This is a genomic window from Leptothoe sp. LEGE 181152, from assembly GCF_032906605.1.
GTDB classification, from domain to species: Bacteria; Cyanobacteriota; Cyanobacteriia; order Phormidesmidales; family Phormidesmidaceae; genus Leptothoe; species Leptothoe turfae.
In genome coordinates this window covers 166,864-188,439 of the sequence record NZ_JASATU010000067.1, presented here as the reverse complement: position 1 = coordinate 188,439, position 21,576 = coordinate 166,864, and the positions used below count along the sequence as shown (strand labels likewise).

21 protein-coding genes and 1 tRNA gene are annotated in these 21,576 nt (G+C 48.0%); 13 read left to right on the top strand and 9 right to left on the bottom strand.

Annotated features, from left to right (window positions below; all coding sequences use genetic code 11):
* Nucleotides 1-39: 39 nt before the first annotated feature.
* The 4 genes from QGP82_RS33160 to QGP82_RS33145 form a co-directional block, all read right to left on the bottom strand.
* The gene (locus QGP82_RS33160; protein ID WP_499062151.1) at nucleotides 40-1,425 is read right to left on the bottom strand and encodes a pentapeptide repeat-containing protein; all 1,386 of its coding nucleotides are present in this window, start codon (nucleotides 1,423-1,425) and stop codon (nucleotides 40-42) included.
* A gap of 84 nt (nucleotides 1,426-1,509) precedes the next feature.
* Complete coding sequence (gene thiO / locus QGP82_RS33155) at nucleotides 1,510-3,531, bottom strand: glycine oxidase ThiO (protein ID WP_499062149.1); 2,022 nt, start codon at nucleotides 3,529-3,531, stop codon at nucleotides 1,510-1,512.
* Between the two features lie 206 nt (nucleotides 3,532-3,737).
* The gene (locus QGP82_RS33150; protein ID WP_499062148.1) at nucleotides 3,738-4,211 is read right to left on the bottom strand and encodes a hypothetical protein; all 474 of its coding nucleotides are present in this window, start codon (nucleotides 4,209-4,211) and stop codon (nucleotides 3,738-3,740) included.
* Nucleotides 4,212-4,332: 121 nt separating this feature from the next.
* Nucleotides 4,333-4,659: a 2Fe-2S iron-sulfur cluster-binding protein gene (locus QGP82_RS33145; RefSeq protein ID WP_036021464.1), complete on the bottom strand. Its 327-nt coding sequence runs from the start codon at nucleotides 4,657-4,659 to the stop codon at nucleotides 4,333-4,335.
* Nucleotides 4,660-5,164: 505 nt separating this feature from the next.
* Here QGP82_RS33145 and cimA point away from each other — a divergent pair.
* Together cimA and pgeF are read left to right on the top strand one after the other, a co-directional pair.
* Complete coding sequence (cimA, locus tag QGP82_RS33140) at nucleotides 5,165-6,829, top strand: citramalate synthase (RefSeq protein ID WP_163663593.1); 1,665 nt, start codon at nucleotides 5,165-5,167, stop codon at nucleotides 6,827-6,829.
* Nucleotides 6,830-6,859: 30 nt separating this feature from the next.
* On the top strand, nucleotides 6,860-7,672 hold the full coding sequence (pgeF, locus tag QGP82_RS33135) for a peptidoglycan editing factor PgeF (protein ID WP_499062147.1): 813 nt from the start codon (nucleotides 6,860-6,862) through the stop codon (nucleotides 7,670-7,672).
* A 180-nt stretch (nucleotides 7,673-7,852) separates the two neighbouring features.
* On the opposite strand, the gene QGP82_RS33130 is transcribed toward pgeF, so the two are convergent.
* Entirely contained in the window at nucleotides 7,853-8,407 is a 555-nt protein-coding gene (locus QGP82_RS33130) for a DUF2854 domain-containing protein (protein WP_163663589.1), read from the bottom strand.
* A 370-nt stretch (nucleotides 8,408-8,777) separates the two neighbouring features.
* Between QGP82_RS33130 and QGP82_RS33125 the strand changes: the two genes are divergently transcribed.
* The 5 genes from QGP82_RS33125 (at nucleotide 8,778) to QGP82_RS33105 (ending at nucleotide 11,192) form a co-directional block, all read left to right on the top strand.
* The gene (locus QGP82_RS33125; RefSeq protein WP_006517676.1) at nucleotides 8,778-8,960 is read left to right on the top strand and encodes a hypothetical protein; all 183 of its coding nucleotides are present in this window, start codon (nucleotides 8,778-8,780) and stop codon (nucleotides 8,958-8,960) included.
* An 86-nt stretch (nucleotides 8,961-9,046) separates the two neighbouring features.
* A complete protein-coding gene (locus QGP82_RS33120) occupies nucleotides 9,047-9,367 on the top strand; it encodes a 2Fe-2S iron-sulfur cluster-binding protein (RefSeq protein WP_006517677.1) in 321 nt (106 codons plus the stop codon).
* Between the two features lie 77 nt (nucleotides 9,368-9,444).
* Complete coding sequence (locus QGP82_RS33115; RefSeq protein WP_264315327.1) at nucleotides 9,445-9,669, top strand: DUF8621 family protein; 225 nt, start codon at nucleotides 9,445-9,447, stop codon at nucleotides 9,667-9,669.
* Entirely contained in the window at nucleotides 9,666-10,772 is a 1,107-nt protein-coding gene (locus tag QGP82_RS33110; protein ID WP_499062145.1) for a DUF3326 domain-containing protein, read from the top strand. The genes QGP82_RS33115 and QGP82_RS33110 overlap by 4 nt, the downstream gene beginning before the upstream one ends.
* Before the next feature lie 159 nt (nucleotides 10,773-10,931).
* Nucleotides 10,932-11,192, top strand: coding sequence for a hypothetical protein (locus QGP82_RS33105; RefSeq protein ID WP_499062143.1), 261 nt, complete (start codon nucleotides 10,932-10,934; stop codon nucleotides 11,190-11,192).
* On the opposite strand, the gene QGP82_RS33100 is transcribed toward QGP82_RS33105, so the two are convergent.
* From QGP82_RS33100 to QGP82_RS33090, 3 genes are all read right to left on the bottom strand, one after another.
* Entirely contained in the window at nucleotides 11,182-12,240 is a 1,059-nt protein-coding gene (locus QGP82_RS33100) for a Gfo/Idh/MocA family oxidoreductase (protein WP_163663583.1), read from the bottom strand. The genes QGP82_RS33105 and QGP82_RS33100 overlap by 11 nt on opposite strands.
* Nucleotides 12,241-12,423: 183 nt before the next feature.
* Complete coding sequence (locus tag QGP82_RS33095) at nucleotides 12,424-13,815, bottom strand: hemolysin family protein (RefSeq protein WP_163663581.1); 1,392 nt, start codon at nucleotides 13,813-13,815, stop codon at nucleotides 12,424-12,426.
* Nucleotides 13,816-13,863: 48 nt separating this feature from the next.
* A complete protein-coding gene (locus tag QGP82_RS33090) occupies nucleotides 13,864-14,124 on the bottom strand; it encodes a hypothetical protein (protein WP_499062142.1) in 261 nt (86 codons plus the stop codon).
* A 176-nt stretch (nucleotides 14,125-14,300) separates the two neighbouring features.
* Here QGP82_RS33090 and QGP82_RS33085 point away from each other — a divergent pair.
* Nucleotides 14,301-14,373: transfer RNA gene (locus tag QGP82_RS33085), tRNA-Ile, on the top strand.
* A 41-nt stretch (nucleotides 14,374-14,414) separates the two neighbouring features.
* Here QGP82_RS33085 and QGP82_RS33080 read toward each other — a convergent pair.
* Complete coding sequence (locus QGP82_RS33080) at nucleotides 14,415-14,846, bottom strand: hypothetical protein (RefSeq protein ID WP_163663579.1); 432 nt, start codon at nucleotides 14,844-14,846, stop codon at nucleotides 14,415-14,417.
* A 242-nt stretch (nucleotides 14,847-15,088) separates the two neighbouring features.
* Here QGP82_RS33080 and pyrE point away from each other — a divergent pair, with 242 nt between their 5' ends.
* From pyrE to QGP82_RS33055, 5 genes are all read left to right on the top strand, one after another.
* A complete protein-coding gene (gene pyrE, locus QGP82_RS33075; RefSeq protein ID WP_163663577.1) occupies nucleotides 15,089-15,691 on the top strand; it encodes an orotate phosphoribosyltransferase in 603 nt (200 codons plus the stop codon).
* Nucleotides 15,692-15,869: 178 nt separating this feature from the next.
* A complete protein-coding gene (locus QGP82_RS33070; protein ID WP_499062140.1) occupies nucleotides 15,870-17,735 on the top strand; it encodes a phosphatase PAP2 family protein in 1,866 nt (621 codons plus the stop codon).
* The gene (locus QGP82_RS33065; protein ID WP_499062139.1) at nucleotides 17,732-18,082 is read left to right on the top strand and encodes a hypothetical protein; all 351 of its coding nucleotides are present in this window, start codon (nucleotides 17,732-17,734) and stop codon (nucleotides 18,080-18,082) included. The genes QGP82_RS33070 and QGP82_RS33065 overlap by 4 nt, the downstream gene beginning before the upstream one ends.
* A 297-nt stretch (nucleotides 18,083-18,379) precedes the next feature.
* Complete coding sequence (locus tag QGP82_RS33060) at nucleotides 18,380-18,946, top strand: putative pterin-binding protein (RefSeq protein ID WP_163663571.1); 567 nt, start codon at nucleotides 18,380-18,382, stop codon at nucleotides 18,944-18,946.
* 30 nt (nucleotides 18,947-18,976) lie between these two features.
* Nucleotides 18,977-21,454, top strand: coding sequence for a hybrid sensor histidine kinase/response regulator (locus QGP82_RS33055; RefSeq protein WP_499062138.1), 2,478 nt, complete (start codon nucleotides 18,977-18,979; stop codon nucleotides 21,452-21,454).
* Nucleotides 21,455-21,576: the final 122 nt, after the last annotated feature.

Below are 21,576 nucleotides of genomic sequence, written 5' to 3'. Positions count from 1 at the left end.
CGTAATGCAAAATGCACAATCAAGCACTTAAAACTGACATTACTCATCTTCACATCCTTCAGTAAACACGTCTCCACTGGGCATTGTTGCACCACACAGTCTTGCCTCAGCGAGAATATCTTCAGCAACAGTAGCCCCCGTCAGATCAGCACCTCGCAGAGCAACATCATTGAGATTTGCGTCAGTTAAGTTTGCACCCACTAGTTGGGCATCAGCTAAAACGGCATCATCAAAGTCAGCCATGGAAAGGGTACTGTTAGTGAGATCAGCACCTCGTAAATTGGCATAGAGGCGAAATCGCTGAAGTCCTAAAAAGGGAATAAATCCTGTGGAGGTGAATTCTGTTAGATCGGCGTTACTCAGGTCTACGTTGATCAGGTTAGCCCCTGCCAAATGGGCACCACCCAGCTCAGCATTCGGCATCTTGGCATCCTGTAAATTCGCTAAGGGCAAACTGGCGGCATGTAAATCAACAGCATCCATGGTGGCGGCTGATAAATTTGCTAAGCCTAGCTTTGCCCGACTAAAGTCTGTTTCCGTCAGGTTGGCTCCACTCAAATCGGCACCCACCAGATAGGCTTCTGAAAAATCAGCGCCTGATAGATTCGCACCAGCAAGCACAGCCCCTTCCAAATTAGCCTTATCCAGATCTAATTCACTCAAATCGACCCCGCTAAGATCACAACGAATGCAGGCATTGGTCTCCATTAGCTGTTGCCGTGCATCTTCAACAGATACGTTGGGTGTGGTTAGTGTCGTTGTTATAGCGCCAATATCTCCACGGCCTAGCTGCTCTAACAAGTAAGCACCAAACTCTTCTGTCGACGTCACACGCAAAATATTGCTGCGGTGTCCATCGGTCTCTGGAGACTCAATAAAGCCAATGGCAACTTCAGCAAAATCTTCTTTGCCACGCCCTTCTCGTTCATCGCTATCCCCTGGCACATAGTCGCGCTCAAAGCCACCATATTCAGCCTCGTTGCGTTGAATATAGAGTTGGCCACCTACGAAAAATGCAGTGGCATCGATTTCTCTATCCCAAATACGTAAGGCTGTGGAAAAAATCTGATCAAAGGGGATACGAATCTCTCGACTCCCTTTTTGGTTATCCAGAGGCTCAATGGGATCACCCTCTTCTGCATACACGACGAGGATATTGTCTTCAATCAATAGTCGACAATCACCAGAGGCATCAACCTGAGATAAATCTAAACCACAGTTCACCTGGGTGCCATCTCGATCATTCAGGGGTATCGGTGCTTCAAACCCCTCACAGCGAGAATTAAAAGGAAAACTGCTGCAAAGCCTGTACAGTTCATCTAAGCTGAGTTCTTCGGTCTGTGCCCTACTTGTTGCACTCAGACCCAGAAGCAAAGCAAAAGGAACAATAATCCCTAGCCGTTGCATGAACTGCACAAGCCCCATGGTAAATACCTCAACGGATTCGATCATTCACCGAATATAGTTGATATTACCGATTGAATGCCAATTTCTATGAATATAGATTAATTAGCCCGTGATCGTACCTGTGAGTGGCGAACTAGCACTGGCATAGGCTTTCACTGGAATACGACCGGCTAAATAGGCTAAGCGTCCTGCCTCAGTCGCCAATCCCATGGCTCGACCCATTTTCACAGGGTCTTGAGCTTTTGCGATCGCAGTATTAATCAACAACGCATCCGCCCCCATCTCCATAGATTCGGCAGCTTCACTGGGGCTACCAATTCCTGCGTCTACCACCACCGGTATGGTGGCTTGCTCAACAATAATGCCAATGTTAGCCGCGTTGCGCACCCCCTGACCTGACCCAATGGGAGAGCCCAGCGGCATCACTGTCGCACACCCAGCTTCCTCAAGATGCTTGGCCAAAATCGGATCGGCATTGATATAGGGCAGTACAGCAAACCCTTCTTTTACGAGTTGTTCCGCCGCCTGTAGTGTACCAATGGGATCAGGCAACAAATATTTTGAATCTGGAATCACCTCTAATTTCACAAAGTTGTTGTCTTCCTGCCCCAACAGCTTTGCCATCTCTCTGCCTAAACGAGCCACTCGAATCGCCTCATCGGCACTGGTACATCCAGCCGTATTGGGCAACATCCAAACCTTCTGCCAGTCAATTGCTTGAGCCAGACCTTCATGGCCAGGAGCATTGGTCTGCACCCGACGTACAGCCACCGTCACAATTTGGCTACCGCTAGCGGCCAGACTAGCCCGCATCGTATCAAAATTGTCAAATTTACCCGTACCCGTCATCAATCGTGACGAGAAAGACCGTCCGGCAATAACAAGAGCATCATCATCAGTCGTAATCGGAGGAGCAGAAAGAGTTTGCATTTTTGTAGGAATCGAAAAAAACGTAGATTGGGTTGAACGGGTGCAACCCAACGACTCGGAATCAGGGGCGGCAGTAGAATTTTGTGAATCGGTAGGATGGCCGCCGCCCACCATCCCCGCAGCATCGGCAATACCCTGCTTCGCTGCCCCCATAAACCGTTCCCAATGAAACGTTGCCAACAGCGGATCAGGCTGACCTTGAATCGATTCAACAATCAGCTTGGCAGTAATTGGCGTCAGCAGCACACCATTCCGGTGATGCCCCGTTGCCAAGGTCAGATTATGGCATTGACTAGGTCCCAAAATAGGTGCTTCATCAGGTGTTGTAGGGCGATATCCCCACCAACAGTCTTGTAAGGGACAATCAGCCAATGACGGATATAACCGTACTGCCTCGTTGAGCAACTGTGCCACACCAGCAGGCGTATTATGGGGGGTAAATCCAACATCCTCATTGGTTGCCCCCAGCACAATCCGTCCATCTTTGCGCGGCACTATGTAGATATGCTCCCCATACAAAACCCGATTGAGGCGATAGGGAAAATTGGGCGGTGTGCCTAGAGCGGCCATTTGTCCTTTACGGGAGATTATGGGAATGGGCAATAGCTCACTGGACCAAGCACCAGCCGCCAAAACGTAATGCCCCGCCTGCTGCTGACCATTGGATGTCAGTACCCCAGTGACCTGCTGATTATGTTGCAAAAACGCCTCAGCACTCACCCCTTCTTGGATGTCCACTCCCAGTTCTTGGGCTCCAATGCGCAGGGCCTGAAGCAGGGCGCGAGTATCGACCTGCCCCTCTTCGGGGTACCAGTAACCTCCCTGAACATTGGGGTTAAGGTGAGGCTGATAGCTATGAATAGCGGCCTGGCTGAGTAAACCTGGTGAAGCATGCTCTAAAGAGAACACAGGGGTGAGAATCCCACAGGGCCAAAAGCCGGTATCTTGACCCGTCAGTTCCTCTAACTTACGACTCCAGCTGGCATAGAGGGCAAGACTTCGCTGGCTCAGATCCAACAGAGCCCCTGTTAAGCCTTCAGCACTCGGAGCTAACATGCCTGCAGCCGCGTGTCCCGCAGCCGCATTAAAATCACGACTGAGTACGGTAACGGTAGCCCCTTGCTGGCGAAGTTCGGTTGCGATCGCAAGCCCAACAATCCCGCCACCAATCACCAGCACATCTGCCTGACCCATAGGTTTTTATCAACCACCTCTTCAATAAACAATGTTTGCAAGAATAAACAATGCTTGCAAGCAATAGCCGCCCAGCAAGTCTTAACGACGGTGCCAATTTTAGGAAGACATTGTCTGTAATATCTAGGCGCAGAACAGACCTTAACAGATTGTCCTGTCTCGAAGATGAGTTACATCCTGAAACACAACAAGTGCATCAGTTTACCCTACCAAAGCGCCCTAACAGGCGGCTGATTTTGGTTCTGATTGGTGGGTTGCGGCTGCGCTTGTCCCTGATTTGCAGGGGGCGTTTGCGGTGTAGTTTGAGCCGTCTCTCCAGCCGTGGGGTTGGGCTCAACAACAACGCCATCGGTATCATCCCCAGCATTGTTGGTTTGAGCATTGATACCAAAGGCCGGAGCACTTTGCACATCGACAACTTGACGTTGAGGAATCTCCCCTGCCTTTTCTAACGGTGTTCGACTACTAATAATTCCAATGGAATTACCATTCGCATCATCTCCATTCAGTGCTACTACGGTGCCACTTGTGGCATCGTCAGCCGCCTCAAAATTAGTTTGGGAAGACGGGGCATCATCAGTTTGGTCCACCCAAGATGCTACTTGGTTAGACGCACTGGTGCCGTAGATGGCCATCAGTGAAATCGCCGCCAGAATACCACCCAAGATAAACTTATTCATACGCCTATCCCCTCCTTACTACCACCGCCTTTTATCATTACCCAGTTCTTGAAAAATGGAGCCACTATTTGCAGGAATTCAGACATTAACTCTAACAACTTTGGGTCTAAACTTTAACGCCTCACCACACTAACGTTTGTCCCTGTCCCCAAAACTGATCGTATTTAGTCACTGTAATATCCCCCAGTACAGTGGTTTGGCAGGCTAAGCGCAGGGGACGCTCAGGGGTATGGGGCGGTAGTGACCGTCGACCCCGATCCTTCCAATTTGCCGCTGATACCTCACCCTCGATCATCACAGCACAGGTTCCACAGCTACCGATACCACGGCAGTTAATCAAATTAGCGTTGCCATTGTATAGAGCAATGTCGTTATCTAAAAGCACACGTCTGAGATTGGCACCCGTTTCACATTCAAAGGTTTGTCCTTGAGCAGTCACGTTTGGCATGGGAATCATTGTGTTAAGCATTTCAAACTATATTCCAGTTTCTTATGTGGCAAATTCAAGTCTGTGTAGATAGTTTGATAAATAACAGTTTAGATGTGTAAAACACTTAGGCGTTTTGATTTAGAAACATTGCAAATATCACTAAATATTTATCAGTGAATTAAGCCATAACCTGAAGTTTTCGCAGCTTTTCCATGGCCTTCATAAAAGTAGTGAGATGATATGACTTAAACGACTCAAAAAATAGCCTGTCACAAAGAGTATAAAATGCTGCCAAACACTTGTGGTTAAGAGGATTGATCCTCATCCGTTCATTTCCCATTTTGGGTTGTGAATATCTTCATCAAAGGTCTAAACTCGGTACACAGGGTCTTTAAATTGCCACGTATCTAAAAAATAAAAATCAAATAAAGTTCAGAATTCGACACTCAGCAAATATCACAGGAAGCATCCTCTACATCTACTATTTCTAGGCTTCATTCACTACATTGTGTTCTCTGTTGCTATGTCTCAAAACACTCAGCTTTGGATTTACGACACTACTCTGCGGGATGGTGCGCAGCGCGAGGGGTTGTCCCTTTCGGTTGAAGATAAATTGAATATTGCTCGCCGCTTAGACGATCTGGGGATTCCCTTTATCGAGGGGGGATGGCCAGGAGCGAATCCGAAAGATGGGCAGTTTTTTTCTCAGCTCCAGCAGCACCCATTGCGTCAGGCTGAAGTCGTTGCTTTTTGCTCGACTCGCCGCCCCCATATGCCAGTGACAGAGGATGTCACCTTAGCAGCAGCTTTAGCAGCAAGAACTAACTGGTTAACCCTGTTTGGTAAGTCTTGGGATCTCCACGTTACCGAGGGGTTAAAGACGGAGTTGAATGAAAATCTATCCATGATCTACGACTCCATTGCCTATTTAAGACGGCAAGGACGACGGGTCATATACGATGCTGAGCACTGGTTTGATGGTTATGTAAGCAATCCTACATATGCAGTCCAAACCTTGGAAGCTGCGCTTCGGGCTGGTGCGGAGTGGTTGGTGCTATGCGACACCAACGGCGGCATGTTACCCCATCAGATCACGGAGATTGTACGCACAGTTGGCCAGTGGTTGGCCACGTTGAATTTGAAAAATCCTCCTCAGTTAGGTATCCATACCCATAACGATGGCGATCTGGCCGTTGCTAACTCTCTGACAGCTGCCCTAGAAGGGGTCACCATGGTTCAAGGCACCATCAACGGCTATGGCGAACGGTGCGGTAATGCCAATCTATGTTCATTAATTCCCAATCTTCAGCTGAAGCTTGGCTACAACTGTCTACCGGCAGAAAAGTTGGCGACTCTGGCGGAAACCAGCCGATATGTGAGTGAAATAGTCAATTTAGCGCCAAATGAGCATGCTCCTTATGTGGGGCTGTCAGCTTTTGCTCACAAAGGCGGTATTCATGTCAGCGCTGTAGAACGAAATCCCAAAACCTACGAGCATATTGAACCGACTGCTGTGGGTAATCTGCGCCGCATTGTAATTTCTGATCAGGCAGGGTTAAGCAATGTCATGGCTAAAGCCCGCAGCTTTGGTCTCAAACTAGATCGCACCAGTCCCACCTCGCGGCAGCTACTGCATCGGCTAAAGTCCTTAGAAGACGAGGGCTATCAGTTTGAAGCTGCGGAGGCTAGTTTTGAATTATTGATGCGGGAGGCCTTGGGGCAACGGCCAAAAATGTTTGATGTGTATGGATTTCAGGTGCATTGCGAGCGGATGCCCTACGCTGGCAGCGGCGTGAATTGTTCCCCTGAGGACCCGGCGGGCAGCTCTTCTTTGGCCACCGTTAAGGTGTCTGTGGATGGCAAAATCTTACTCCACGCAGCTGAAGGAAATGGCCCTGTAGAGGCTCTAGACCATGCTCTCCGCAAGGCATTAGAACGCTTTTATCCAGAGTTAGAGAGATTTTACTTGACCGACTACAAGGTGCGCATTCTAGACAGTGCTTCAGGTACTGCTGCGAAGACCCGCGTGCTGGTGGAATTTGGGGATGGCGAACATCGTTGGACCACCGTAGGACTTTCTCCCAACATTTTGGAGGCGTCCTATAAGGCGGTCGTCGAAGGTTTGGAATATGGCTTGCTCAAGTTGAGATCGGAAGTAAAGGCTAAGCTGGTAGCGTGTCAATCTTGACCCTACTCACCTTTTACCCCGTTCTCTCCCATGCACAATTGGACCTGGCAGACCTGGCAAGGTCAGCCCTATTTAACCTGCGATCTGATTGCCCAACCCCATGGCTTCTTCACTTCGGCATTTGCGCCCCAACTCCCTGAAGTTCTCACGTCAGCGTTGAGCAAGAATGCCGAGGTACTCAGAACAAAACAAGTCCATGGCAATGTCGTCCTTGCTCCAGAGGCCGTCAGAACCGGGACTAAGACCCTCGTAGCCAGTGGTAGCAGTCAGGTCTCAGATGAGGACATTGAGCGTCCCCATGCAGATGGTTGCTTTAGTAGTAAAGCGGGTCAAGCCACGTGGGTCTGCACGGCAGACTGTACGCCTGCACTGATTGCGGACGAACGTACTGGGCAAGTGGCCGCTGCCCATGCGGGCTGGCGTGGTACTGCGCAGAAAATTGTCCCCACCGCCATTGCGAAGCTACAGGCTCAAGGCTCGCAACTCCAGGATTTGCGTGTTTTGCTGGGACCTGCGATCGCAGGTGAAGTCTACCAGGTGGGAGAAGATGTTGCCACCCAAATGGGCCTCAGCGTCGTCGATGCGGACCAATTTGCCAATCCAGCAGACATCGTTGCCCATCTATTAACGGTAGATAGTCCGCCCCTATTACCCGATAGCAAGCCCGGTCATGTGCGTCTAGATGTTCGTCGTATCAACGAAATGCAGCTAGAACAGATGGGCCTCGCATCGGACCAGGTAGCCACTGCACCCCACTGCACGTTTCAAGAACCCGAGCGTTTTTTCTCTTACCGTCGTACTAAGCTTAAGCAAGTACAGTGGTCAGGCATTATCAGTGTGTAGTAAGTACTGTGGTAATGGCTAGTTCTGCCTGATAGGCAGTCTCCAGGTTAGTGACATAATCAAAGGTATTAGGTGCTAGGGGTTAAATTTTAAGACAGTCTTCTGGCCGCTCGGCTAATTCACCTAAGTCTCTGACGCGAGCTATGCATTAACGTGCATGAAATATTCACTGGAAGAGCCTTAGGCTGCCGCCGCTGTCGTAACCAGCGCTAACTCCACCTGATCCTCAGGCAGTGATTCAATTTCAGCCCGAATATTAGGCCCGAAGAATCTCTCGATTTTTTCATGCTTTTCCTGCCAAGTTTCTAAGGCCATGTAGGGTGAATCAAACTCCAGCACTAGGGCATATGCACCATCCCGCAGCTCTTCACGCAAACCACTAAGAATAGGGCGTTGCTTATCGTTAGGGCTCAATCCTAATCGCTCTAAAGCAATATCTAGGTGAGCTTCCTGTCCGTAACGATAGCGAGTGACATCCTTACGAACCTGATTTTGCGTTTGGGTTGCCGTTTTATCCCGCAGTGTAACAACGGTATCGCTAGCTGGTTGAGTATAAGGTACCGGCTCTAACTCAGCAGCCCGCAACGCTGCTCCCCCCAAGAGCAGTGGAATTCCATAGAAAAATCCCGCCAAATTTAAGGTGGCCATATCTTTGAAGTAGGCTACAAAGCCCACCAGGGTTAGGATAGAGCCAATTGATAGTAGAACACCACCGAGGGGAACTTTGCGTAGCATATGTAGGATTTAAATTCAAAAATGAACGTCAGTGGTGAATGATGATGTTTGCTTCGTGCAATTAGACACAGGTTTGTGATAGCAAACCTAGTCTTGCCTAATCCCAATCTTGTCTAATCCCATAGTAAAGGGATTTGCCTTTAAACCCTGCTCAAAAATTAGATCCGACCTGCACGGAATCAATACTCAGGGTCTTTGTAAACATGGAAGTTCTAGGATAAATTTCCTGCAAATACAAAACGAACTCACGACTATACTAGTGACTGTCTGTCCGTATATTCATCATCTACGACTGGTCCAGCTCCTGATAGCATTAAGCACCCAAAGTTGCTTATTCTGGAGTTGGTAGACGGTGATATCAGACATAACTATGCCTCTAGAAACGCTTAAAACTCAGATTGAACAAATCAGGGCTAAACGAAATTCCTTGGTGCAGCTACTAGAGCAGCCTAACCTAGGCACACTACGGATCGACGTCAATCAGGCTTTAGAAGAAATGGATGATTTGCTAGAAGAATTTGAGCGTGTTTTCAAAGAAAAATCTCAAGGTTAGGCTGTCATACTTATCTGATGGCAGCCTCTGTCTTAAGCTAATCATTCAATACGCTTTTTAATTTTTTTATTTAATCCACTGGTCACATGGCAACCTATTCTGTTGAAATCAAACATCAAGGGACTGTTCAAACCATCACTGTCGATGAACAGGAAACGATTTTAGCTGCGGCCCAAGCGGCTGGCCTAGATCTTCCCACCTCCTGTGGCGCAGGGGTCTGCACCACATGCGCTGCGTTGATCACTGAGGGGAGCGTATCTCAAGAAGATGGTATGGGGGTCAGCCAAGAACTTCAAGATAAGGGCTATGCCTTATTATGTGTGGCGTATCCCACGTCCAATATCAAGCTAGAAACAGAAAAGGAAGACGCAGTTTACCAATCCCAATTTGGCCAATTTCAAAATTAACCCTATAGCGCTAAAGCAGGTCAACATCGGACATAAAAGTCGGACATAAAAGTCGGTGCTGTCCACCACACACGGGCATGACGGATTTGGACAATAACTCATCAGATTGCAGCACATTCCTGACCACAGAGTTTGTTTTGATGACGGTCGAGCTTCAGACTACGGGTATCGCGCTTCGTAACCATATTGAAAGCCAACTGCGCACCTATGGTGAACCCCTGCGGTGGGCAATCACATCGGTAGAAAAGACAACCGCCCAGATAGAAGCGGTGGTTACAGTGGTGCCCAAGGATCAAGCATGAGCATTGTTCAAAATGGCCGCCCCCATACCACTATGATGATTGTTCCTACGGGGGTAGGGGCAGCGATTGGTGGCTATGCAGGGGATGCCTTGCCCGTTGCTCGTGCGATCGCAACCGTCACTGATCGTCTGATTACCCATCCCAATGTGCTCAATGGGGCCCAGCTCTACTGGCCCCTACCCAATGCCTACTATGTTGAAGGCTATGGCCTCGACCAGTTTGCTGCTGGACGCTGGCACCTACAGCCAGTGCATCAAAATACCATTGGCTTGGTGCTAGACCAGGAGATTGAAGACGATCTGCGTTGGCGACATTTGCAAGCAGCCGATGCCGCTCGTGCCACCCTTGGTCTCAAGATCCATGGATATGTCACTACAGATGCTTCCTTGGGGGTACAGCTAAAACAGGCAGCAGCAGCTACTTGGGGCACATTAGAACGCCCTGATAGTCTGCTGCGTGCGGTCGAGCATTTGCTGCAATCGGGCTGTACCGCCATTGCTGTCATTGCCCGTTTTCCAGATGATATGGATAGCGATGCCCTCACCGACTATCGCCAGGGCCAGGGTGTTGATCCTCTCGCTGGCGCTGAAGCCGTCATTAGTCATCTGGTGGTACGCGAGTTTCAAGTGCCCTGTGCCCATGCCCCAGCCCTTCAGCCGCTGCCGCTTGACCCGAGCATTTCTCCACGGTCTGCCGCTGAAGAAATTGGCTATACTTTTTTACCCTGTGTGCTGGCAGGACTGAGCAAAGCGCCTCAGTTCAGCACCATGGCCACCGCCCGCAGCATTAGCGCCCCCGACGTTGATGTCCTGATTGTTCCAGCCAGTACATTAGGGGGCAGTGCTACTCTGAGTCTCAGTGGCACGGCTACCCAAATTATTGCGGTTAAAGACAATCCCACTACCCTTGCAGTTGATGCTGCCGCTTTAAATCTAAATGTGGTCAATGTGGGGTCTTACTTGGAAGCCGTGGGTGCGATCTCAACCCAGCGAGCGGGTATCGATATCTCGGCATTAAGCCCCCATATTCCTCATCTACAGCCGCTGCTTCAGCCATCGCAGCATTGGTCAAATCCTAAACATAGCGTTGGCCACCTTGGTTAGGACCATGATGCATAATCCCTTACCCTTGCATACGGCCTGATCCATTAGTTTTCCATGAAGTTTATTTCAACATTCCTAAGATAAATAAGAAAACGCGCTATTCTGCTCCCCTGCTTGACTATCCTAGAAGACTAGCTTCGGTCTATTTGCATATCCCTTATGTCTACCTTGAGCGCACAGCCCCGAGACACACTTCAAAAGGCGTGCCATATTCAACAAGATGAAATCCTGGAACTAAACGTCCCTGAGCAAGCTTGGCAGATCTGTTCAGGCACCGTTGCTCTATGTCGGGTGGTTGATGGCATCCTGCACTGCTTTTTTACCGCCCATGAGGGTGAAGTGATTTTTGGTGTGTCGGCTAAAGATAGTGGCATGATTGCGATCGCAATCGAACCTGCTGTTATTACCGCTATACCGTAACGGCCTGCAACACCCCTGCCATTTCATCATCCGTCTTCCAAGCCTGACCATCTAGGGCCATCTGCTCAATCAGACTTGCCAACCGCAACGCTTTCAGCGCTTGCTCACCCCCTACAGAAGGCTTCCCTCCCCCTCGGGCACAGTTCACAAAGTGCTCAAGTTCTGCATGGAGGGGCTCAATATTACTGGTGTAGACCTTTTCAATCAGGCCATCCTGACGATAGAGCACCTGGCCATAGTCTGTCATCGTATTCGCCGTTGTCTGACGGTGAATCAAAATCTCATTGTTGAGAAAGTCAGCCTCGGTTAGGGAATTACGGCAGTGGGCCGCAATGCTACGAATCTTGCGATGAGTGACCTTACTGGCCGTCAAAGTAGCGACAATGCCATTGGCAAACCCCAGTGTGGCTGTCACATAGTCTAAATACGGCGAATCCCCAGCTCGACTACCGCTGGCAGTCAACTTGACCACCGGAGCCTCCGCCAGCTCTAGCAACAGGTCGATGTCATGGATCATCAGGTCGAGCACCACCGAGACATCATTCGCCCGTTGAGAGTAAGGGCTCATGCGCCGGGCCTCAAGGGCTAGTAGTTTTTCGGTCTTGAGGACATTATGTAATTCCTGAAAAGCCGGATTAAAACGCTCAATATGGCCGACTTGTAAAATGCAGTTTGCCTCGGCAGCAGCATTTACTAAAGACTCGGCTTCACTGATATTAGCGGCAATCGGCTTTTCAATTAACATATGCACGCCAGCCTGCAAACAGGCCATTCCCACTTGATGGTGAAACCGGGTGGGTACAGCAATGCAAACGGCATCCACATGCTTCAGCAGCTCATCATAGTCTTCAAAGAAACGCACACCATACTTGCCAGCGGTCGACAAACCACGTTCAACATTTGTATCCGCAATGCCAACCAACTGCACATCTTTAATGCGACTCAGTACACGAGCATGGTGTTGACCCATGTTGCCAACACCAATTACGCCAATGCGGAGCAAGTCCTCGTGACTATCACTTGCAATTTGAGAATCTCGTTGTTGCACGCCAGGGTCCCTCACACCAGAGAGCAATTTGCTCCCAGAATGACTTTACTTTCCTCAAAGTCAACCAGATATTACCACAGCAATCCTTAGTTCTTTGGTTGCATGCTCCACTTATAACGTCAAACCAGTCCTTCTATTGTCAGAATTTTGGCCATAGGAATAGCAATCTGCCATCTCGCTGTGTCAATTTCCTGTCTGTCTGCGAGGGATACGACGGCGTAGTGGCACATTATGACGTGTGATCTGAATCTGCTCTAACTTCGGACCTTTAACCGTTTTCACCGTGAAAACAAGGTCATCACCATAGTTCAACTGCTCCCCTGCTTCAGGGATTTTCTGCAATGAATGGATGACAAACCCTGCCAGAGTTTGATAATCATCGGTGGTGGGCAGTGCCAACGTAAACTGCTTATTGACCGCATCAATTTCCATTTGAGCAGGCACTAAAGCTGAGTGGTCATCTACATAGGTAATGTCTCCCGCTAGCATCACCTCTTCGTCACCAATCAGCTCAGCCGTTACATCTGCCCAAGTCACCAATCCAGCCGTGCCACCATAGTTATCCACCACAATCATCATTGAATGATTTAATCGCTGCATCCGGCTGAGTAAGTCGCTCAGTGGTAAATCTGTTGGCACCACCCGTGCAGCTTTCATCCACGGACGGATCTCGGTTGCATAGGTCAGCTGCCCTTTCGCCAGAGGCTCAGCCATCGCCTTAAAATCAAGAATGCCGCTGATACTATCCAAAGACTCGCCGACCAAAGGAAACTGAGAATATCCTGTCTCTACCACGATATTCAGTAAATCCTGCCAGGTCGCTGTATCGTCTAGGGCCACAACTTGGGTTCGCGGCACCATGATGTCTTCCACTGTAAAATCCCTGGACTCAAAGACATTATTGAGAATATCCCGTTCTTCTTGATCCAGGTCAAGCACCGCTGTTGGCGTCCTGATAATCATTTGCAGCTCATCTGACGTGAGCTGAGTATCCGACTGACGTCGCTCCTGTAATCCCACCAGTTTAAGTAAGCCTTGGGTGGAAAAATTGAGAAGCCATACAACGGGTGAAAACAATCGAGCCACGGTAAGGCTGACAGGCCCTAACAGCCGCGCTGCTTGTTCCGAATAGCTCAAGGCCAATGATTTGGGAATCAATTCCCCCAGAACAATCTGTAAATAGGCCAGACTCCAAAACGCTAACATCAGTGCTAGCCCATGGGAAAAAAACGAGACAGGAATAGGCAGCTGCCGTAACCAGTGATGCAGCAAGACCGCTAGGGTGTCTTCCCCAATCCAGCCTAGGGCTAGGCTAGCCAAGGTAATACCAATTTGGGTCGTAGGCAGCAGGCGGTCAATGCTCTGCTGAAGACTTTGAACGGTTTGTGCCTGGACATCACCAACTGAGGCCAGCTGATTAATCCGAGAGCGCCGCACCGAAACAATAGAAAATTCTGCTGCCACGAAAAAAGCATTCAGAATAATCAGCGCCACGATTGCCAGCAGACGGGCCATGATACCTGTAGCGCCAATGGGTAACCCACCGCCGTCAATCATGAAACCCTGCACAACCATTGACAGCCCCTTGGGGGGGGTGGTTCATCTATTTGTCCCATTTTTCGACTACTCAGCAGTATCCAAGCCAACTTCAATACGAGCCTTGATGTTTTTGAGGATATCCTCCTCCTTCAGCAAGACAAAGTCACTCGTTTGGGTGGTATCTCGGCTACCCGTTGAAGCGCTGGCAGGACGAGTTTCTGGTTGGCGAATACCGGTCAGGGCTTGCCGCCCCAAGGAATATCCCCAAGATGCGCTAACAATGCCTGAACCAAACATAGCGGCAAGCAATATCAAGGTAAACGCGATTGCTGGATTAACTCTCATAAGGTCAGGGGATATTCTGCCAGGCACTGTTAAATTAAAACTTAGCCAAAATAGCAATATGGATTAGCGTACCCTTAGAAAGGGTCGCTTAAATTTAAATATATCAAAAACTGTTACTCATCTATTTTCAGGAGTTGACTATGATATAACAGGCCTAATAGATATACTTTCTATAGCCAGGGTTGGCCGAGCGGATTAGGCAGCGAACTCATAATTCGCCTTAGGCAGGTTCGATTCCTGCACCCTGGATTGTAAAAGCCCCGATGCCTTTAAGACACCGGGGCTTTTTATTAACGTCTTGGCAACGGCTCAAAGTTTAGCTCAGTGCCGACTACTCGGCTGCCTGCTTGGGAACCAGGCAGCATCTGAAGTGAGGTGTTGTAAGGATTAGCCAGATCAGGTACTCGAATCGCTGGGGTATTGCGGGTTTGAAGAAACATGAGTTCGTTATAGGCTTCATTAAGCCCAGCACTGTTGCGATCTAACTCCAATTCAGGGAAAGCTGCCCGTCCTGGAATCCCAAAGCCAAAAATATGAGCCGCCTGACGACCAATGCTGCGATCGCGTCTATAGCTACCGCTGTGACGAGTGTTAATGTCATCCATTGTTTCAAGCACAGTTGGCTCGGTAAACGTTGCGTTCTGTGCGTTGGCGCGGCTGGCCATGGCTGACAAGGCTGCGATCGCAACCGCAGTACTGAGTACTAATCCCTTAAGTTTCATGATGGGTCCACCTCACAATTTGGGGCATATAGTACCCCGGTTCATAAAAATCGATAAACTAGCTAAGCATTATTCAGCAGTCAATAATGAAGCCACCAAAAGCTAAAGCAGAGTTATCAACAAAAGTTGGCCTCTATCTTATCCGTTTTAATCACTTTTGCAATGCTTCATAGACACATAATGCACAACATTAGTCAACGCTTTTTCAAAAGTACCCATCCCATCCAGTGATCTCTAACACCATGGCTCCTTCGTCCACCGTCTCCACTGATCTCACCACCGTTAAACAGCAGTTGCTTGATTTGATCTGCACAGATGCTTACAAAGAGGGCGATTTCATCCTGTCCTCAGGGCAACAGAGTACCTATTACATCAATGGGAAATTGGTTACCTTGCACCCTCAAGGTGTGCAGATGGTGGGGCAAGTCATGCTTGATTATTTAGATGACAACGTTGTTGGTGTTGGTGGTCTTACCTTGGGTGCTGATCCAATTGTTACCGCAGTCAGCGTTGTTGCAGCCTATACAGGACGTTCTATAACTCCTCTCATTGTGCGCAAAGAAGCCAAAGGCCATGGCACCCAAGCCTACATTGAAGGTCCCGTCCTCCCTGAGAATAGCAATGTTGTCATTTTGGAAGATGTTGTTACCACCGGACAGTCCGCTATGAAGGCTATCGTCCGTCTGAGAGCAGCTGGTTACACCGTCAAACAGGTAATTTCCTTGGTCGATCGACAGCAAGGGGGAGCTGAGCACTATGCTCAGGAAAATATTGACTTTAAAGCAGTTTTCACAATCAGCGAAATCCAAGCACGCTGGAAAGCCCTAAACCTTCAATCTGCTTAGCATCGGTTGTTTAGCAAATTCCGGAACAAAGTAATAAATTTCAAGGGTATTTGAAATCACCCCTAAGGGTACTGGCGATTGCTTTCACGGCTTTTAGATTTGAATCAGATACATCGTTTTTAGATTTTCGGTGCCATGAGCATCCGTAGGATCTAACGTTTCGTGTAGGAAGATTCTTATGTCTGATCGTCGCCAAGAGTCCTATGCTGTTCGTCTGGAAGCAGCCGAACTAGCTAGAAGTCGCGAGTACCCCACCCATAAAGCTAATGGGGATGAACAGCGCTACGCTGGAGCCCAGTATTTTATGTCCTTTACCAAAGGACTACCCCACAATCCTGACACAGGCTTACTGCAAGATCCTCAAGATTTCGTGGAGTTTCGCCGGGCCATTGACGATGGCTTTATTGATCCTTTTACAGATCGCGTCCGTCACGGTGCCAAGTTCCAAGTGAACTATGCAGGTGAGGTTGTCCCTGAGACAGATGTAGAGATTACTGACAAGTTAAGACAGTGGGAAGCACCTACCGCTGGTGTCGTTTATGGGCTACAAGGTCCTGATGCCCAGGCAGTCACCATGCCGCCTGCACCACCACTGTTGGATGAGCATGGCAATGTTAATCTAGAGCTTGCCTTGGAAATGGCTGAAGTTTATGAGCTAGCTATTCTCCGTGATCAGCCATTTAATGCCTTTGAAAATGGCAAATCCACAGGAGAGATTGATAGTGCGATCTCGCGTCTCAACACTCTAAGCTACGTAAGTAATCAAACCGGTCGCCCTCGTAAGGTCAATAGTGATCAAGAATTCGACCCTCAAACAGTCTTTCGTGGTTCTTCTCCCGGTGTTGAAGTCGGTCCATATCTCTCTCAGTTTTTGCTGATTGGTAATACAGATGTCAATCAAGATGAGGATGGTAATGGTGGGGGACGCGTCGCCGAAGGCAAAATTACCTATGGTGTCCTGCAAATCGACCAGAAGGTTCCTATTGCTGAACCGTGCAAAAACTACATGATTACCATGCCTGAGTATGTGAAGGTACAGCGTGGTATCAAGCCTCCTAGGGAAACCTACGGTGCCAAAAAAGGTCAACCTGTTTCAGCGCCAGCTCGCCCTCCCCGTCGATTTATTTCTACACTTCGTGACTTGGCCACTTATGTCCATTATGATGCGTTATACGAAGCCTACTTAAATGCTTGCATCATCCTGCTAGGCATGGGCACCCCCTTTGATCCGGGATTTGATCAACTCTCAGGGGGGGCGACTTTTGTTGGCCACACGAAAACGTCTCGTAATGCAGGGGGGTTCGCGCTTTATGGTGGCCCCCACATTCTCAATCTTGTAACAGAAGTGGCGACCCGAGGTCTAAAAGCAGTTCGTTTCCAGAAGTTCAACAGTCATATTCGTCTGCGCCCCGAGGCGTTGGCTGGCAAACTTGAGCTACTACGCTGTGGTGCCAAAGTTCCTACAGCATTAGCATCAGACATTGGTGTCCTAAGAGATGCTTTGGGACGTACTCTAACCGCGATCGCAAATGGCCCTGGTTGTGGCACCCATTTCTTACCCATGGCGTTTCCAGAAGGCTCACCTATGCACCCTGCCTATGGCGCAGGTCATGCCACTGTTGCAGGGGCCTGTGTCACCATTCTTAAAGCCTTCTTTGATACCAGTGCTGTTTTGGCTAAAACTAAGGGCGGTGCGATCGCTTTCAAGCGTGAAGAACACGGTGACAAACCTGTTGTTTTCCGTGCACCTGACCTCTCCCATCCTTCTACGGGCGAAGGTGCACCTACAGGGTGTCTTGTGGAGTCTACTTGCAGTGAGTTTCTCACCCTAGAGGGTGAACTAAACAAGCTTGCAGCGAATATCTCTATTGGTCGTGATATGGCTGGAGTCCACTACTTTAGTGACTACTACGATAGTTTACGTATGGGTGAAGAGATCGCCCTCGGTATCCTTGAAGAACAGGCCTTAACCTACTCTACCGATCCGTTTGTGCTCTCTGTGCCCACATTTGATGGTGATGTTGTCAGGATTGGCCGCCGATGACCCGTTTACCCCGTCATGCATCGAAGGTAAAGCCCCCCTTGCGGGGGCGGGCGGCTACGAAACAGTATCGTGGAGAGTTTGCTCCTGTCGCATCCGTACGTCGCCCCCTGCATCCCTATGGCTCTCCACAAGAGCTACCCTGCAAGGAGATAGACCCTCCCACGCTTCCTCCTAAGGATGTAGATCCTCCCATCACTCCCCCCCATAAAACTAGTTTGTTCGCAGACATCGTTCAGTTTTATAAGAGTTTTGCCAGACTCCTAGAAACCTTGAATCAACCCTGGCAGTGGCTATTAGCATTAGCTACTGTTCTCAGTGGCCTGCTTTTGCTAAATCGACTCCTATGACAGTCTGACTGAATTAAATGCTATAGGCAGTTTGGAATCAAGAACAAGAGAGATAAACAGCTCTCTTCAAACCCCTAAGGACAGCACAGATAAAACCCCTATGCCGGAAGTTTCGAAGGTTGCCCCTCGCCAAACTTCCGGTTTCCTAGTATTTAAAGTTCAAGTCCTTTCATGCATATCTGCCATCATTAAAGTCAGCCAATTTTAGGATAATGCTGCGTTAATAACCTCTGGCTTGAGGGCACGTTAAGTTAAAAGCTCCTTGAGCAAAGCCTTGATCAGCATGCGAGGGAACCCATGAAATTTACGCTTCAGTCCATCCTTTATCCCCTAATGCTAGCTGCGGTTGTTGGATGTGCAACCCAACCTAAGTTTGACTCGGTTTACACTCGCTTAGAAACACCTATTCTCAAGGCCGGTAGCGCAATTCCTAAGCCCCAGGAAGATGTAATCTTAACAGTCTCAGGTAAAATTGGTGCAACGAATGATGGCCAAAAGATCATCATGGATATTCCCACCATTGAGTCAGTAGGACTGGTGGAATATACTGTTCAAGATCCATTTGAAAAAGAAGAACACACATTTAAAGGGGTCTTGATGAAAGATCTACTGGAATTATGGCAAGTTCCTCCTGAAGCCAGCGTGCTGGGTGTGCTTGCCTTAAATGATTTTCAAGTAGATGTCCCCATCCATTTAGTTCGTGACTATCCAGTCATTTTTGCATTACAACAAGATGATGAATACATGACTCCCGATTATCGTGGCCCGGCCATGCTCGTTTTTCCCTACAATGACTACAAATTTGAGCTGGGTACAGATTCCTATTGGGTATGGCAAATTAAGAACATTACCGTGAAAGAGTAGTGATACTTCAAGGTTTATGCGATAGTTGTCATGCGTATACCTTTGACTCCGGTAGAAACCAAACTTATGCCTGGGAAAGGCTTCAAAAGTTTTCAGACCAAAATCGTGATGCTGGCAACAATCTCGGTGGGATTATTTGGAGCCATTACTTTCAGCGGTCTCAACCTGATTGATTACTTAAAAGCCCAAGATGAACTCCTAACCAGTGGCCTCAATCGTTCTGAGCGGGGGGTCAATCAATTGAACCGGGAAGTTTTACGATTAGCCGTTCTAGCTAGAGCTAGACATGGCGACCTTGACGTGATTGCTATTAAGCAACAAGTTGATCTTGTGAAGAGTCGTCTGAGGGTAATTCAAAAGCATCATATCAGTAGCGATCTACCTCCTGAACTTGCTAGTAAGCTCACTGAATTTGACCGTGCCTGGCAAATATTAGAGGTAAACCTGAATCACTGGATTACTGATTCTACAAATGATGCATTACAAACTCAGCTTTACGAACAGCTTGTCGACTTTGAGTACCTAATCAATGATCTGGGCAATAAACACTCTCATCAGAGACGAGATCAGTACGTACAGTTGGTAAATCTACGATCTGGCGCAATTCAGCTTATTACAGTCATTTCTATCTTATTTCTCATTTTTATCTGCTTTGCAATTATTAATACAGCCCAATTCATTCAAGAACGTCAGCGAATTCTCGCCACCATTCGAGAGCAAGAGGAGCAATATCGCCGTATTATTGAAACTGCTGAAGAAGGTATTTGGCTCTTAGACCCCCAAGGAAAAACTACCTTTGCCAATTGCAAAATGGCAGATATCTTAGGCCTCGATGAGATAAAGCTAAAGGAAGCTAGCTTATGGGATTTTCTTGCTTCCCGTGAAGATAAACTTAAAGTCCGTGAGTATTTGACTGCTCTTCAACGGGGGGCGCGAGTGCCCCATGACCTACAGTTAATGCGGCCAGATGGAAAGACTTTATGGCTGTTGACCAATGGCACTCCAATTTTCGATGACATTGGCCAACATACGGGGACACTCTGTATGCTGACCGATGTGACTGCCCGAAAGCGGTCTGAAGAAGAACTCAAAATCGCAAAACAAAAGGCAGAAGTTGCAAATCAGGCAAAAAGTGAATTTTTGGCTAACATGAGCCATGAACTTCGCACGCCTCTGAATGGTATTCTTGGCTATTCTCAAATTTTGAGAAGAAGCCAAACGTTAACTGCACGAGAACGTAATGGAATTAGTGTTATCCATCAATGCGGAACCCACCTGCTCACCTTGATCAATGACATTTTAGATCTAGCTAAAATCGAAGCTCGTAAACTGGAGTTAATACCTGTTGCAGTAGATTTACCAGCACTACTCAAAAGTGTTGTGGAAATATGCAAAATTCGCGCTGACGAAAAAAAACTGAGATTGATTTATCAGCCCAACCCTCAATTGCCAACTGGGGTCATCGTTGATGACAAGCGTCTACGGCAAATTTTAATTAACTTATTGGGCAATGCTATCAAATTTACCAATCAAGGGAGTGTCACCCTAAAGGTAGATGTGCTGATGCTTGATCAGATGCAAACATCGTTACGATTTCAAGTCATTGATACTGGGGTAGGCATTGCCAAAGCTCATCTGTTTAAACTATTCCAATCATTTGAGCAAGTAGGTGATCGTCACAAACAGTCGGAAGGGACAGGTCTCGGTCTCGCAATTAGTCAACGTATTGTGCAGTTGATGAAAGGTACTATCCAAGTACGCAGTCAAATTGGAGAGGGTAGTGAGTTTTTTTTCACGGTTAAACTTCCTTTAACGCAGCAATGTAAGGAACGACCAATAACCTTCAACATCCGTCATATAATTGGTTACAAGGGTCGTCGTCGTCAAATATTAGTAGTGGACGATCATTGGGAAAATCGTGTTGTTTTAAGGAATCTACTAAAGCCATTAGGTTTCGATATTGTTGAAGCTGAAAATGGTCAAGAGGGGCTGGACATACTTGGCTCCGGGTCTCCTGATTTAGTGATTACTGACTTAGTGATGCCCACAATGGATGGGTTTGAGTTTTTAAAGCGCATTCGTAATTCTGAGGACCTCAAACAAGTCAAGGTTATTGTCTCGTCAGCCTCAGTATCCCAAAGTGACCAGCAAAAAGCCCTAGCTCAAGGCAGCGATGGTTTCATAGCTAAGCCTGTAGATGAGACTCATTTATTCGAGATCCTGTTAACTCATTTGAAATTAGAGTGGATCTACCAATCTCAGCAGGATAGTCCCCTACAAGCAGCATCTGCCAATGCTGAACTCATCTTACCTCCAAGGCAAACATTAGAGATGCTGTTTACTCACGCACGAAAAGCTAATTTAAAGGTGTTGCGATCGCAAGTCGAACAGTTAGTGGCTACAGATCAACGATATCTCGTCTTTGCCGAAACCATTCTACAGCTGGCCAAACAATTTCAAGTCGAAGAAATTGAAGAACTCCTGCAACAACATCTGACAAATATGTAACTGCCATAGAAAACCTATGTGAAGCATACAGAAACCAATGTCTCTCCAGATAAAAGAAAGGAGCAGCATCAAGCCGCTACCTTTCTTCCCAAATATTATTTAACCCATCAACATCTTACTTC

Coding starts and splice junctions, on each gene's coding strand:
- QGP82_RS33065 (WP_499062139.1), top strand. CDS start 17,732: ATGACCCGTTTACCCCGTCATGCATCGAAGGTAAAGCCCCCCTTGCGG.
- pyrE (WP_163663577.1), top strand. CDS start 15,089: ATGGCTCCTTCGTCCACCGTCTCCACTGATCTCACCACCGTTAAACAG.
- QGP82_RS33125 (WP_006517676.1), top strand. CDS start 8,778: ATGCCTCTAGAAACGCTTAAAACTCAGATTGAACAAATCAGGGCTAAA.
- QGP82_RS33115 (WP_264315327.1), top strand. CDS start 9,445: ATGACGGATTTGGACAATAACTCATCAGATTGCAGCACATTCCTGACC.
- thiO (WP_499062149.1), bottom strand. CDS start 3,531: ATGGGTCAGGCAGATGTGCTGGTGATTGGTGGCGGGATTGTTGGGCTT.
- QGP82_RS33090 (WP_499062142.1), bottom strand. CDS start 14,124: ATGAGAGTTAATCCAGCAATCGCGTTTACCTTGATATTGCTTGCCGCT.
- QGP82_RS33060 (WP_163663571.1), top strand. CDS start 18,380: ATGAAATTTACGCTTCAGTCCATCCTTTATCCCCTAATGCTAGCTGCG.
- QGP82_RS33095 (WP_163663581.1), bottom strand. CDS start 13,815: ATGGTTGTGCAGGGTTTCATGATTGACGGCGGTGGGTTACCCATTGGC.
- QGP82_RS33055 (WP_499062138.1), top strand. CDS start 18,977: ATGCGTATACCTTTGACTCCGGTAGAAACCAAACTTATGCCTGGGAAA.
- QGP82_RS33145 (WP_036021464.1), bottom strand. CDS start 4,659: ATGCCAAACGTGACTGCTCAAGGACAAACCTTTGAATGTGAAACGGGT.
- QGP82_RS33070 (WP_499062140.1), top strand. CDS start 15,870: ATGTCTGATCGTCGCCAAGAGTCCTATGCTGTTCGTCTGGAAGCAGCC.
- QGP82_RS33150 (WP_499062148.1), bottom strand. CDS start 4,211: ATGAATAAGTTTATCTTGGGTGGTATTCTGGCGGCGATTTCACTGATG.
- QGP82_RS33120 (WP_006517677.1), top strand. CDS start 9,047: ATGGCAACCTATTCTGTTGAAATCAAACATCAAGGGACTGTTCAAACC.
- cimA (WP_163663593.1), top strand. CDS start 5,165: ATGTCTCAAAACACTCAGCTTTGGATTTACGACACTACTCTGCGGGAT.
- QGP82_RS33110 (WP_499062145.1), top strand. CDS start 9,666: ATGAGCATTGTTCAAAATGGCCGCCCCCATACCACTATGATGATTGTT.
- QGP82_RS33160 (WP_499062151.1), bottom strand. CDS start 1,425: ATGGGGCTTGTGCAGTTCATGCAACGGCTAGGGATTATTGTTCCTTTT.
- QGP82_RS33105 (WP_499062143.1), top strand. CDS start 10,932: ATGTCTACCTTGAGCGCACAGCCCCGAGACACACTTCAAAAGGCGTGC.
- QGP82_RS33080 (WP_163663579.1), bottom strand. CDS start 14,846: ATGAAACTTAAGGGATTAGTACTCAGTACTGCGGTTGCGATCGCAGCC.
- pgeF (WP_499062147.1), top strand. CDS start 6,860: ATGCACAATTGGACCTGGCAGACCTGGCAAGGTCAGCCCTATTTAACC.
- QGP82_RS33130 (WP_163663589.1), bottom strand. CDS start 8,407: ATGCTACGCAAAGTTCCCCTCGGTGGTGTTCTACTATCAATTGGCTCT.